This is a genomic window from Amycolatopsis solani, assembly GCF_033441515.1.
Lineage (GTDB): Bacteria > Actinomycetota > Actinomycetes > Mycobacteriales > Pseudonocardiaceae > Amycolatopsis > Amycolatopsis solani.
This window is the reverse complement of the sequence record NZ_JAWQJT010000004.1, coordinates 293,311-305,989: the sequence shown is the minus strand read 5'-3', so window position 1 is coordinate 305,989 and position 12,679 is coordinate 293,311. Positions and strand designations below refer to the sequence as shown.

The 12,679-nt window shown below is 70.2% G+C and carries 13 protein-coding genes; 4 read left to right on the top strand and 9 right to left on the bottom strand.

The genetic code is table 11. From position 1 onward, the window contains the following. Position 1 precedes the first annotated feature (1 nt). Both SD460_RS45535 and SD460_RS45530 read right to left on the bottom strand, forming a co-directional pair. Entirely contained in the window at positions 2-349 is a 348-nt protein-coding gene (locus SD460_RS45535) for a CU044_2847 family protein (protein ID WP_290050031.1), read from the bottom strand. 138 nt (positions 350-487) lie between these two features. Beyond that, a complete protein-coding gene (locus tag SD460_RS45530; RefSeq protein WP_290050029.1) occupies positions 488-682 on the bottom strand; it encodes a hypothetical protein in 195 nt (64 codons plus the stop codon). A gap of 57 nt (positions 683-739) precedes the next feature. Here SD460_RS45530 and SD460_RS45525 point away from each other — a divergent pair, with 57 nt between their 5' ends. After that, a complete protein-coding gene (locus SD460_RS45525) occupies positions 740-1,306 on the top strand; it encodes a TetR/AcrR family transcriptional regulator (RefSeq protein WP_290050028.1) in 567 nt (188 codons plus the stop codon). Between the two features lie 441 nt (positions 1,307-1,747). Here SD460_RS45525 and SD460_RS45520 read toward each other — a convergent pair whose 3' ends face one another. After that, positions 1,748-2,233: a hypothetical protein gene (locus SD460_RS45520; protein ID WP_290050027.1), complete on the bottom strand. Its 486-nt coding sequence runs from the start codon at positions 2,231-2,233 to the stop codon at positions 1,748-1,750. A 112-nt stretch (positions 2,234-2,345) separates the two neighbouring features. On the opposite strand from SD460_RS45520, the gene SD460_RS45515 reads away from it, so the two are divergent. Together SD460_RS45515 and SD460_RS45510 are read left to right on the top strand one after the other, a co-directional pair. Continuing rightward, positions 2,346-2,585 carry a hypothetical protein gene (locus SD460_RS45515; RefSeq protein WP_290050026.1) on the top strand — a complete coding sequence of 80 codons (240 nt, stop codon included), beginning with the start codon at positions 2,346-2,348 and terminating at the stop codon, positions 2,583-2,585. Between the two features lie 185 nt (positions 2,586-2,770). After that, the gene (locus SD460_RS45510; RefSeq protein WP_290050024.1) at positions 2,771-3,763 is read left to right on the top strand and encodes a glycoside hydrolase family 26 protein; all 993 of its coding nucleotides are present in this window, start codon (positions 2,771-2,773) and stop codon (positions 3,761-3,763) included. Positions 3,764-3,814: 51 nt separating this feature from the next. Here the strand turns inward: SD460_RS45510 and SD460_RS45505 are convergent, their stop codons facing one another. Genes SD460_RS45505 through SD460_RS45480 form a run of 6 tightly spaced genes read right to left on the bottom strand, consistent with a single transcriptional unit; the run spans position 3,815 to position 11,483 of the window. Beyond that, on the bottom strand, positions 3,815-6,205 hold the full coding sequence (locus SD460_RS45505; RefSeq protein WP_290050022.1) for a glycoside hydrolase family 2 protein: 2,391 nt from the start codon (positions 6,203-6,205) through the stop codon (positions 3,815-3,817). A 26-nt stretch (positions 6,206-6,231) separates the two neighbouring features. Beyond that, positions 6,232-6,984 (bottom strand): ABC transporter ATP-binding protein, encoded by a 753-nt coding sequence (locus tag SD460_RS45500; RefSeq protein WP_318307748.1) that lies wholly within the window; start codon positions 6,982-6,984, stop codon positions 6,232-6,234. Then, positions 6,981-7,964: an ABC transporter ATP-binding protein gene (locus SD460_RS45495; RefSeq protein WP_290050019.1), complete on the bottom strand. Its 984-nt coding sequence runs from the start codon at positions 7,962-7,964 to the stop codon at positions 6,981-6,983. The genes SD460_RS45500 and SD460_RS45495 overlap by 4 nt, the downstream gene beginning before the upstream one ends. Beyond that, complete coding sequence (locus tag SD460_RS45490; RefSeq protein WP_290050017.1) at positions 7,961-8,848, bottom strand: ABC transporter permease; 888 nt, start codon at positions 8,846-8,848, stop codon at positions 7,961-7,963. Before SD460_RS45490 ends, SD460_RS45495 begins: the two co-directional genes overlap by 4 nt. Continuing rightward, positions 8,845-9,843, bottom strand: coding sequence for an ABC transporter permease (locus SD460_RS45485; RefSeq protein ID WP_290050147.1), 999 nt, complete (start codon positions 9,841-9,843; stop codon positions 8,845-8,847). The genes SD460_RS45490 and SD460_RS45485 overlap by 4 nt, the downstream gene beginning before the upstream one ends. Continuing rightward, positions 9,843-11,483, bottom strand: a complete 1,641-nt coding sequence (locus tag SD460_RS45480) for an ABC transporter substrate-binding protein (RefSeq protein WP_290050015.1) — start codon at positions 11,481-11,483, stop codon at positions 9,843-9,845. Before SD460_RS45480 ends, SD460_RS45485 begins: the two co-directional genes overlap by 1 nt. 178 nt (positions 11,484-11,661) lie before the next feature. Between SD460_RS45480 and SD460_RS45475 the strand changes: the two genes are divergently transcribed. Further along, on the top strand, positions 11,662-12,678 hold the full coding sequence (locus SD460_RS45475; protein ID WP_290050014.1) for a LacI family DNA-binding transcriptional regulator: 1,017 nt from the start codon (positions 11,662-11,664) through the stop codon (positions 12,676-12,678). Position 12,679: the final 1 nt, after the last annotated feature.

Here is a 12,679-nt window from a genome sequence, read left to right as displayed (position 1 = left end):
GTCACCTCTCGCTCTGCCGGGACTTCAATATCAACTTTGCGGACAGCGTCGCTCCAGTCGATGCCTTTGCGATCACCACGCCGGCTTCGGCCTGCACAGCGATGTCGAACCCGACTTCGATGGTGTCAACTGCCCACGGACTCTCGTTGTCGGAGGTTAGGACGCGCACGAGCCGAGCTCGGAACCGGTCCGCTACCTGCGCCACGCTGTCGGCGATTTCGGAGGCACGCCGGCGAAAGTCTTCCGGCACCGCCACCCTCGGAGAAAGATCACCGGAAACCGAGCTAGGACGAACTTCCAGCAGTATCTCCACTGGTTGGTCGTCCTCACGCTCACCAGATCTGGCCATCGTGTCCCTCCCTGACGGCGAGTTATCGACAACAATCATCATCACGAGCCTTAGGCGCCGGACTAGCGGCCGATCAGGTATTTCTGCACGTCACTCGGCCGTCAGAACGGCGGTTACGAGCGATGTGGACCCCGGTCCTCATGCGCGCTGGACGGGCAGGGGACACCGCGCTCGTTGAGGTGCCGGGCACTCCCACTTCCGGCGCCAGTCGGCCCGGGTGACGCGGTGGCCGTGGTCCTGCGATTCGGCCGCGATGTAGATCAACGCGGTGTCGAAGTCGCGAGCGGCCAGGATCGCCCTGCTCACCTCGGCCGGGCTCGACGGTCGGGTCACGGTGTCTCCTCGGAGGGACGGAACGGTGACTGTCCCTGTATCGGCAAGAGGTGCCCGATGCCCGAACCGTGGCCGCGTGCCGACGTCCTGCGCAACCGCCGGAACCTGCTGGCGGCCGCCGAAGAGGCGTTCAACGCCGGAGGCGCCGGGGCATCCCTGGATGACATCGCTCGCGCGGCCGGGGTGGGCAACGCCACCCTGTACCGGCACTTCCCGACCCGGCAGCAGCTCATCGACGCGGTGTACGCGGAGCGCATCCAGGCGCTTTGCGACCTGGCCGCGCGGGTGCGGGTCACCGAACCGCCCGGTGTGGCGCTGCTTACATGGCTGCGCGCCGTGGTCGACCACATCAGCCGGAGCCGCGGGCTGCGCGACGCGTTCGTCGACGCCCACCACCTCGGCGGCGACGGGGCTCCCCGGGTGGCCGAATGGCACCGCAAAACCGACGATGCCGTCGTTCCCCTGCTCCAGGACGCGCAGGCGGCGGGAGCCGCGCACCCGGACCTGCGCGCGGGCGAGTTGATGGCTCTCGTCGCGTCGATCGCGCACGCGGGCGGGGGCGACCCGGCCGGGGCGCACCGGCTGCTCGAGTTCGCCTGGGAGGGCGTTTCCCCGCGACGGTGACCGCCGGATCCAGGTCCACGTGGGATGCGGCGTCGAACGGAATCTTCAGGCGGACCCCAGACGCCGCCCGACGATCCACTGTGGCCGGAGCCGGTGAACCCCGATGGACCCCTGTCTCCGGGGCTTTTGATTGAGCGACGGCGAAACGTGCCTCCAGGATCTGGCTGTTCACCACCTCTGGAGGGATCCGCTCATGCCCAACCGTCGTCAGTTCCTCACGAGATCCGCGCTCGGCGTGGGGCTCGCCGCCGTCCCCGTCACCTTGCTCGCCGGCGGGGCCGGGCGGTCCGGCGCCGCCACCGATCTGGCCAAGTTCGCCGATCCGCTGCCGATTCCGCCCGTGCTCAAGCCCGGTGCCACGCTGTCGATCCGGCAGGTCGCCGGCACCATCCGGGCGCACTCGCAGCTGACACCCACTCCCGTGTGGACGTACGAGGGTTCCTACCCCGGGCCGGTCATCGACGTGCGGCGGCCCCAGCGGGCGTCGGCGGGGTTGGGGTGCGGGCCGGCGTCGGCGAGTTGGTAGTCGTAGGGTGGTCGGCCGCCGAGGTAGCGGCCCTGCTGGGTGGCCTGGTTGTGCATCGCGGCCAGGACGCGGTGGCGAGCGCGGAGCACTTCGCGTTGTGATTGAGTGGCCGGCAGCGACATCAGCGCGCGGTGGTCGCGGTTGCCGAGATCGACCGGACCTCCTGTTTCCGGCAGCCACAGCTGGACGCACCAGGCGTGCAAGGTGGTGAACTGGGAGCCGGTGAAAGCGCGTTCGTACTCGCCGACCACGATTGCGTCGATTGGCTTGTCTGATCCGGCAATCTCGGCCATGAGGCGTGCGGCGTGCGTTCGTTGTGGCCATGGGACGCGGCGTGAGGTGCCGGCGTCGAAGTATGCGGCGATGATTCGCCCGTGGCCCGCGATGAGGTCGTTGGCCATGTCCCGTTGCCAGCCTTGCGATGACACGCGGTCTTGATGGCGGGTGGTCGAGCTTCGGCCGTAGAAGGCGAACCGGAGTCCGCCGCGGGTGTCGGATGGGGGAGAAGTGCGGATGCTTCTTCGGAAGGCGTATGACGGTGAGTTCGGAAGCATTCGCTCAATCAGCGCATCGGCCCGCTCGCGCAGCGAGCAGCGTATAACGTCCTATGCGCTGGCGCGTAAGGACGTGACCCTCGGCTTCCGCGGTTTCGCCGCTGAGGCCGCGGAACGTCCCGAGCCCGGTGGCGTTGACGGCGAACGGCTCGCTGCCGAACGGCAGGTTCATCGAGCCGATGAAGGTGACGGTGTGTAGTGCGTGGGCCTGGCCGCCTGGGCCGGAGGCGAGAACCGGGATAGGCCACGCGGTTACGCGGTGAATCGCTTAATTGTCAGCGAGCCGGACAGATATCCACGGTAGAAGGCAGATCCCTTGACAGCTCTCAGAGACCCGCGCATCCTCGCTTAAGCGTTTAACCCTCAACGGAGAGGAGCTGACCCGTGTCCCCGAGTTCACGTCGATTCCTGGCCCCGGTGCTGGCCGCCGTCACCGCCGCGGCCCTGATGGCGGCGCCCGCCGCGGCCGTCGCCACCCCGCAGGCCGGCGGCACCCTCAACTACCTGAAACAGATCTCCGGCCAGTACACGATCGCCGGGCAGCACAACAAGGAGCCCGCGAGCCAGCCCGCGTACTACACCGGGAAGGTCCACGACATCACCGGCCAGTACCCCGGCCTGTGGGGCGGCGACTTCTTCTTCGGCGCGTCCGACGTCGCCAATCGCCAGGCGGTGGTCAACCAGGCCAAGCTCGAATGGAGCAACGGCGCGATCGTCACGCTGACCTGGCACATGTGCCCGCCGACGCAGGGCAGTTCGTGCGACTGGAGCTCCGGGGTGATGAGCAAGCTCAGCGACGCCCAGTGGAGTGAGCTGATGACGAACGGCTCGAACCTCAACAACCGCTACAAGGCCCGGCTGGCCGAGGTGGTGCCGTACCTGCGGCAACTCCAGGACGCGGGTGTCCAGGTGCTGTTCCGCCCGCTGCACGAGCTCAACGACAGCTGGGCCTGGTGGGGCGGCCGCCCCGGCTTGGGCGGCAGCGCCGGGCTTTACCGGATCACCCATGACTACTTCGTCGGCCAGGGGCTGACCAGCATCGTGTGGAACTGGGCGGTCAAGGACGTCAACATGGGGTCGATCGCGAGCTTCTACCCCGGCGACAACTACGTCGACGTGGCCGCGCTGGACGTGTGGATGAAAGCGAACTCGTCGGCGTCGGACTACCAGGCGATGCTGAACGTCTCCCACGGCAAGCCGATCGCCCTGGGCGAGACGGGCACCATCCCGTCCCCGGAGCTGCTGGCGTCGCAGCCGAAGTGGACGTACTTCATGGAGTGGTCGGAGTACCTGCAGGGCAGCAACACGAACGCGGCCATCCAGCGCACGTACTTCGACGGGCGCGTGCTGGTGCTCGCGGAGATGCAGCGCGGCTGAACCCGGCCGGGAAGGCGGTCGCGGGCGAGCTGCCCGCGACCGCTTTCGTCGTCAGCCGACGTCGTTGAGGCAGCGCAGCACCGGCCGCGTCACGAGCTGCTCCGGGTCGAGCGCGTACCGCGTGGTGACTCGGATGGTGGCGTGGTCCCCCGGCAGCAACGTCAGCAGGCACTGGTCGGCCTCCGCGTCCGGAGCCAGCCGGTCGGGGAAGACCGCCAGATCGCGGAGCACCGAGCGCGCGGTGACCGTGATGGCGTAGCCGGTCGCCGTGCGCTCGACCCGCGTCTCGAACCGCGGCTCCGGGTAGTCGATGTCGAGGTCGTCGGCGAGGAACCGGATGGCCCGCTCGGCGCCCGTGTCCGCGACGAGCAGCTCGCGACGCGCGTCCGAAGCAACTCCGACGTCTCCCACGGGCAGCACCACCGCGGCCCGCGGCGGAACCCGCACGCTTTGGCTGGTCTTCGCGAGGATCTCCCCGTCCACGGTCATCCGCCGCAGCTCCACCGTTGTCTCCCACGGTGACGCCGAGTCGTTGACCAGGACGGCTCCCCGCTCCTGCAGGGTGATCAGCCGATCCGCATACGCGTCCCGCAACGCGTACCACAGCGGCTTGCGGCGTTCGGCGCCGTCGATCGCGCTCCAGGACGTCACCGGCCAGCAGTCGTTGAGCTGCCAGACGATCGTGCCCGTGCACCGCGGCCGGTGGCTGCGGAAGTGCTCGATGCCCGTGCGGATCGCGCGGGCCTGCGTCACCTGCGTGAGGTAGTGCCAGTCCGCCACCGATTCCGGCGCCGGGAAGTGGTGCGCGAGCCCGCGGGCGAGCTTTCCGTTGCCGTCGGCCGCTTTCTGGTGGTGCAGGATGCCCGGCGACTCCGGAGTCAGCGGGACGTCGTGGACGGCCGCGGTGAGCGTGGCCCACGTGGGCGGCGCCTGCCAGCCGAACTCGGACACGAACCGCGGGACGCGCTCGAGGTAGGCGCTGTAGTCCCGCTCGTTCCAGACGTCCCAGATGTGCACGCAGCCGTGGTCGTCGTCCAGGGCGTCGCGCTCCGGATCGCCCGACCACGGGCTGCCGGGAACGTAAGGCCGGGACGGGTCCAGTTCGGACACGATCGACGGCAGCAGGTCCTCGTAGTAGCCCGCACCCCACTCACGGCCGGCGAGGCTTTCCCGCCAGCCCCAGTGGAACCAGCCGAGGTAGTTCTCGTTGTTGCCGCACCACAGCGCCAGCGACGGGTGCGGCGCGAGCCGGACGACGGCCTCCCGCGCCTCGGCTTCCACCTCGCGCCGCAGCGGCTCTTCCTCCGGGTAGCCGGCGCAGGCGAACAGGAAGTCCTGCCACACCAGCACTCCCTGCCGGTCGCACGCGGCGTAGAAGTCGTCGCTCTCGTAGATCCCGCCGCCCCACACGCGCAGCAGGTCGATGTTCGCTTCGACGGCCTGGCGGACCCGCCGGTCGTAACGAGCCGCGTCGACGCGGTGCGGGAAGCAGTCGTCGGGGATCCAGTTGGCGCCGCGGACGAACAGTGGAACGCCGTTGACGCGGAAGGTGAACGCGCCGCCGTCGGTGTCGAGTTCGACGGTCCGGAAGCCGATCTCGCGCGCCCAGGTGTCCACTATGGACCCGTCCGCGGTTTCCAAGGTGACGGTGAGCGGGTAGAGCGGCTGGTCACCCAGGCTGTGCGGCCACCACAGCCGCGGATCCGGGACCCCCGCCCGGAGCGGGGCCGACGCCGGGCCGGACACCTCGACGTCGGCGACGCGCGCCCGCAGCACGAGATCGTCCCGGCCTTCGACTTCGGCGTGCACGACCACGACGCCGTCGCCGCCGGCGGCCACCCGCACCTGCCGCAGCCGACCGACGTCCCAGACCTCGATCGACGCCGTCTTCCACAGCCCCGCGGTGACCAGCTTCGGCCCCCAGTCCCACCCGAAGTTGCAGGCCATCTTGCGGATGAAGTTGGCGGGCTCGTCGTTGCCCAGGTTGGGCAGGTCGCCCAGCCGCGCCCGTTCGGCCCGCGCGTAGCGGACCGCCGAGCTGAACGTGACGGCGAGGGTGTTGCCGTCGGCGAGCAGGTCGGTCACCGGGATGCGGTACGAGCGGTGCATGTTGCGGGTTTCGGCGAGTACGCGGTGGTTGAGCTCGATCTCGGCGATCGTGTCGAGGCCGTCGAAGACCAGCTCGGCCGTGCCCAGGGCCGCGGGGCGGTCGAACGTCGTTTCGTAACGCCAGCCGGTGAGCCCGATCCACTGCAGGTCCGCCTCGTTGCGGTCGAGGTAGGGGTCGGGGATCAGCCCGGCCGCGAGCAGGTCGGTGTGCACGGTGCCCGGCACCGAGGCCGGGATCCCCTCGGCCAGCCGCCGGGCCAGCTCGATGGGGACGTGGTTGAGGGGGCCGCAGGCGCGCAGGGTCCAGTCGTGGGCGCCGAGGTCGATCCGCACGGGCGGGTCCTTTCCGGGATAGCCGCTCAGCGCCAGGGGTCGGGCGCGGCGGCGGCCAGCTTGCGGGTGTATTCGTGCGTAGGGCGGAGGATGACGTCGTCGGCGTCCCCCGCTTCGACGATCCGGCCGGCGTTCATCACCATGACCGCGGTGGAGAAGTGCCGCGCGGTCGCCAGGTCGTGGGTGATGTAGAGGACGGCGAGGTCGTGGTCGCGCTTGAGGTCTTCGAGCAGGTTGAGGATGTCCAGGCGCACCGAAACGTCCAACATGGACACCGGTTCGTCGGCCAGCAGCACCCGCGGCCGCGGCGCCAGCGCCCGCGCGATCGCGACGCGCTGGCGTTGCCCGCCGGACAGCTCGTGGGGCAGCTTCCCCGCGAACTGGTCGGCCGGCCGCAGGTGGACGCGGTCGAGCAGGTCGAGCACGGCCCGCCGGTCGCCGGGCAAGCCGTGGATCCGCAGCGGCCGGGCCAGCTGGTGGTGCACCGGCTTGACCGGGTTGAGCGAGGCGAACGGGTCCTGAAAGACCATCTGGACGTGCCGGCGGTACTCCCGCAGCGCACGGTGCCCCGGCCGGCGGGGCTCGCCGTCGAGGGTGATGGCGCCGCTGGTCGGCTGGTCGAGCCCGCACAGCATCCGGGCGACGGTCGACTTCCCGCTGCCGCTGGCCCCGACGAGGGCGAGGGTCTGCCCGGAGGTGACGGTGAAGCCGACCCCGTCCACCGCGCGCACCCCGCCGGGGAACTCGCGGACGAGGTCGTGGGCGCTCAGCTGGGTCATCGGAGCACCTCCGCGCGCAGGCAGGCGACGTCCGAGCCGTCGACGGGCCGCAACCGGACGTCCGTGGTCGTGCATTCGGGCACGACGAGCCCGCAGCGGCCGGCGAACGCGCACCCGGCTACCGGCCGGGAGAGGTCGGGCGGGTGCCCCGGGATCCCGTGCCGGTCCTGGCGGGCCGAGCGCAATGTCGGGAACGCCGTGAGCAGGCCGGCGCTGTAGGGGTGGCGGGGTTCCTCGCGGAGCCGTTTGCTGTCGGCAAGTTCGACGACGCGCCCGGCGTACATCACCGCGATGCGGTCGCTGATCTCCAGCAGCAGGGACAGGTCGTGGGTGATGAACACGACCGCGAACCCCAGCCGTTCCCGCAGTTCCGCGACGGCGTCGAGGATCTCCCGCTGCACGAGGACGTCGAGGGCGGTGGTGGGCTCGTCCATCACCACGACGTCGGGCTCGAGGGCCAGCGCCATCGCGATCATCACGCGCTGGCGCATGCCCCCGGAGAGCTGGTGCGGGTACGCGCGGGCGACGCGCCCGGGCAGCCCGACCAGCTCCAGCAGCTCGTCGATCCGGGTCCGGCGCTCGGCCTTCGTCATGCCGGGCCGGTGGGCGCGGAAGACGTCGTGCAGCTGCGCGGCGACCCGCTGCACGGGGTTGAGGGCGTTCATCGCGCCCTGGAACACCATGGACATCCGCTCCCACCGGAACCGCCGCAGCGCGCGGCCGGTCAATCCGGTCACCGCAACCGGGCCGTCGGTTCCGTGGAACGTCACCGTGCCCTCGGTGAGGTGCGCGGGCGCGCGCAGCAGCCGCGTGATCGCGTAGGCCAAAGTGGACTTCCCGCACCCGCTCTCGCCGACGATGCCCACGAGTTCGCCGCGGTGGACGTCGAGGTCGACGCCGCGCACGGCGTGCACCGGCCCGGCCGGGGTCGCGTAGTCGACGTGCAGGTTCCGCACCTGCAGCACCGGCGTGTCGCTCACCGGATGTCTCCCTGGGTGCCGCGCACCCGCAGCCGCGGGTTGATCAGTTCGTCGACGCCGGTGTTGAGCAGGGTCAGGGCCGCGCCGAGGACGGCGATGCACAGCCCGGGCGGGAGGAACCACCACCAGGCGCCCTGGGAAAGCGCTTCACCGTTCTGGGCGAAGAACAGCATGGTGCCCCAGGTGACCGAGTCGAGGTCGCCGAGCCCGAGGAACGACAGCCCGGCCTCGCCGAGGATCGCGCCGATCATCGCGAACACGAACTGCGAAATGAGGATCGGGTACAGGTTGGGCAGGATCTCGACCACGACGATCCGCCACGCGCGTTCGCCGGACGCGCGGACGGCGTCGACGTAGTCGCGGTGGGCCAGCGACGCCGTCTGGGCGCGCAGCACCCGCGCGGACGCGGCCCAGCTCGTCACCGCGATCAGCAGGGCGATCACGGCGAGGCCGCTGGAGTGCAGGTAGCTGGCCGCGACGACGATCAGCGGCAGCGCCGGGATGACGAGGAAGACGTTGCCGATCAGGTTGAGCAGCTCGTCGGCCCAGCCGCCCGCGTACCCGCCGACGACGCCGACCAGCGCCGCCAGCACCATCGTGACCACCCCGGCGAGCAGCCCGACCAGCAGCGACGAGCGGAACCCGGTGATCAGCTGCGCGAAGACGTCCTGCCCGTTGTTCGTCGTGCCCAGCGGGTGCTGCGCCGACGGCGGGGCGAGCAGGTCCGGGCCCGCCGCGTGCGGGTCGCCGACGAGCAGCGGCCCGAGCACCGCGACGAGTGCGTAGAGCGCCACGACCCCGGCGCCCAGCACGAACTTCGGGCGCTTGACCAGCGCGGACAACTGCCCACCGGCGCGGACGGGCGTGATGACGGCCTGGGTCACCGGGCACCTGCCTTCGCCGTCGTGCGCACGCGCGGGTCGATGACCGCGTACAGCAGGTCGACCAGCAGGTTCGCGCCGAGCACCGCGAGGGTGATGACGAGGAAGATGCCCTGCATCAGCGGGTAGTCGCTGTTGCGGACCGCCTGCAGCAGCGTGAACCCGATGCCGGGGTAGGAGAACACGGCTTCGGTGACGATCGCGCCGCCGACGACGAACCCGAGCGACACCGCGACCCCGGACACGCTGGGCAGGACGGCGTTGCGGGCGGCGTAGGTGACCATGACCCGGCGCAGGCTGAGGCCCTTCGCCTGCGCCGTGACGACGTAGTCCTCCGAAAGCGTGGACACCATCATGTTGCGCATCCCCAGCAGCCACCCCGCCAGCGAGCTGACCACGATCGTGAGCGCCGGCAGCAGCGCGTGGTACACGACGTCGCCGACGAACTCGCCGGACCAACCCGGCTCGACCTCGACGTCGTAGCCGAGGCCGAGCGGGAACCAGCCGAGGCCGGCGGCGAGGAAGAACACCGCCGCCAGCGCCAGCCAGAAGTACGGGACGGCCGCCAGCATCGTCGACCCCGCGACCAGCGAGTCGACGAACCCGCGGCGGAACCAGCCGGCCAGCGCGCCGAGGGAGATGCCGAGCGTGAACGACACGACCGTGGCCACCCCGACCAGGCCCAGCGTCCAGGGCAGGGCCTGGCCGATGATGTCGCCGACCGGGGCCGGGAAGAACGTCACCGACCGGCCGAGGTCGCCGGTGACGAGCTGGCCGAGGTAGGAGAAGTACTGCTGCCACATCGGCCGGTCGCCGACGCCCAGCAGCAGCTCCAGGGAGTGCCGGGCCTCCGGGGAGACCGGCGCCATCGAGGACTGCCGCGCGAGCACCGCGTCGACCGGGTTGCCCGGCGCGAGCCGCGGGATCAGGAAGTTCAGCGACAGCGCGGCCAGCAACGCCACCGCGTAGAAGAGGAGTTTCTTGCCCAGGAACCGCATCACTTGACCGGCTTCAGGTTCTTGGCGACGAAACCGGTGTCCGGGAAGATGTCCGAACGCGACAGTGCGTAGAGGTTGTCGTCGGTGGGCCAGCCGGTGACCTTCGTGGCCAGGAATGTCGCGTTGGGACTGTTCTGGAACACCGGGATGTACGGCAGCCGGTCGACCAGGACCCGCCCGATCTCCCGGGTGCGCTGCTTGAGCACGACCTGGTCGTCGGTGCCGGCCATCGCGGCTAGTGCGGCGTCGACCTGCGGGTCGGAGAAGCGCGACCAGTTGGACACTGCTTTTTGCCCGATCGGCGCGGTGGTGGCCGAGGACAGCACCTGGTTGTAGAGCTGGTAGGGGTCGGGCTTGCCGCCCAGGCCGTCGATGAGCAGCTGGAAGGTGCCGGTCGAGCGGTCGGAGTTGAACTGGGCGCTCGACACCTGCTGCACGGTCAGCGCGATGCCCACCTCGGCGAACTGCTGCTGGATCAGCTGCAGGGCCTGGATGTAGTCGGTGTACCCGGTGACGACCTTGAGGGAGACCTCGAGCCGCTGGCCGTCCTTGTCGAGGTAGACGCCGTCGGCGCCGCGCGTGTAGCCGGCCTTTTCGAGCGCGGCGCGGGCGGCGGCGGGGTCGCGGGGGATCGGGCCGGTGCTGCGGAACTCGTCGTCGCGGGGCGTCTGGAGCAGTTCGGGGCTGGGCACCTTCGCGACTCCGAAGTAGACGGTGTCGACGATCCGCTTGCGGTCCAGCGCGAGGTTCATCGCCTGCCGCACGGCCAGGTCGTTCGTCGGCCGGCTCGTCAGGTTGGGCACGAGACTGGTCTGGTAGATGCCGGCCGACGGGATCAGGTGGGTTTTCGGGTCCTTGGCGACCCAGTTCTTCGCCGGGTCGGGGACGAAGGTGTTGCCCCAGTCGATCTTGCCGGCGAGCAGCGACTGGTTCGCGCTCGTGTTGTCGCTGAAGGAGATGAACCGCAGGCCGTCGATGGCCGGCTTGTCCTTCTCCCAGTAGTTCGGGTTCTTCTTCAGCAGGAACGTCTGCGGCGAGAAGGAGTCGAGGGTGAACGGCCCGGTGCCGACGGGGTTCGGGTTCGGTTCGGTGGCCGGGTCGGCGATCTTCTCCCAGACGTGCTTGGGCACGATCAAGGTGCGGCCCGCCGCGCCCCACAGCTGGTTGAACGCGGGCTGGGCGAAGGTGATCTTCGCGGTGTGGTCATCGGGCGCGCTGGCCGCGGCCAGCGTCAGCCCGTTCGTGTTGAGCTCGGGGTGCTTGATCATGGCGTCGAAGGTGAAGGCGACGTCCTGGGCGGTGAACGGCTGCCCGTCGTGCCACCGGACGCCGTCCCGGGTGGTGACGGTGAGAGTCCTGCCGTCCGGGGAGAAGGTCGCGGCCGTGGCCAGCTGCGGGACCGGGGGCCGCCGATCGGCCATGTCGAAGAAGAGCAGCGACTCGTAGATCGTGCCGCCGTAGCCGGCCTGGGCCTGGTTGGGCAGGAACGGGTTGAAGTTGCGGACGAACGCGCCCGAGGCGCCGGTGTTGGCCGTGACGATGGTGCCGCCGTCACCGCTCGTGCCTCCGCTGGAGCACGAGGTCAGGGCGAGCACGGCGGCGACGGCGGGGACGAGCAGGCGGCGGTGCCTTCCGGCCATGAGGACTCCTGAGGAATACTTAATCGGTTAACTAGGCGAGGTGCGGCGTTGTGGTGTCGTCACGCATCCTCGACGGGGAGCTGTAGTTAAGCGCTTCACATCATGTAACCTCGCTCACGTCGTGTCAATGCGCGGGCGTAGCCTTCGGGCGGGGTGAAGCGTTTGAGCGAGGAGGGGCATGAAGCGGCTGACCATCGCGGACATCGCGGACGCGGCCGGCGTTTCGACGGGCGCGGTCTCGTACGCGCTCAACGGCAAGCCGGGCGTGTCCGCGGCGACGCGCGAGCGGGTGCTGCAGATCGCGGACAGCATGGGCTGGCGGCCGAGCACGGCCGCGCGGGCCTTGACGAGGGCGCGCACGGGGACGATCGGCCTGATCGTGGACCGGCCGGCCCAGGTGCTGGGGATCGAGCCGTTCTTCATGCAGCTGGTGTCGGGCATCGAAGCGGCGCTGAAAGCGGACCCGTCGACGGCGTTGATGCTGGCGGTGACCGACGACCGCGACACGGAGGTCGAGACGTACCGCAGGTGGTGGGCCGAGCGCCGCGTGGACGGGGTGATCGTGGTCGACCTGAACGACAACGACCTCCGCACCGGGCTGCTGGCCGAAATCGGCTTGCCGGCGGTGGCGCTGGGCTACCCGCAGTCCCGCGACCTGCCCTGCGTGTGGAGCGACGACGGCCCGCCGACGGAGGAGGTGGTGGGCTACCTGGCGGCCCTCGGGCACCGGAGGATCGCCCGGGTCGCGGGCCCGGTGGCCCTGTCCCACACGCTACGCCGAGACGAGGCGTTCACCCGGGCGGCGCAGACCCACCAGCTGGAGTGGTCGAAGACACTGCACGCGGACTATTCGGGAGACAGCGGAGCCCGGGCGGCCCGCAGATTGCTGTCGGAGCGCAACAGGGCCACGGCGATCATCTTCGACAACGACGTGATGGCGTTGGCGGCCATGGCAGCGGCGCAGGAGATGGGGATCTCGGTGCCGGAGGAGCTGTCGATCCTGTCTTGGGACGATTCGGCCCTGTGCCAGTTGGTCCGTCCGGCGGTGACGGCGTTGGACCGGCACATCACCCAGCACGGGGTGTTGTCCATCGAGACGTTGAACGACGTGCTCGAGACGGGGACGGCGGAGCATCGGCAGGCTCCGCCGCCGGTCCTGATGCCGCGGGCCAGTACGAGCCGGGCGCCGCGCTGAC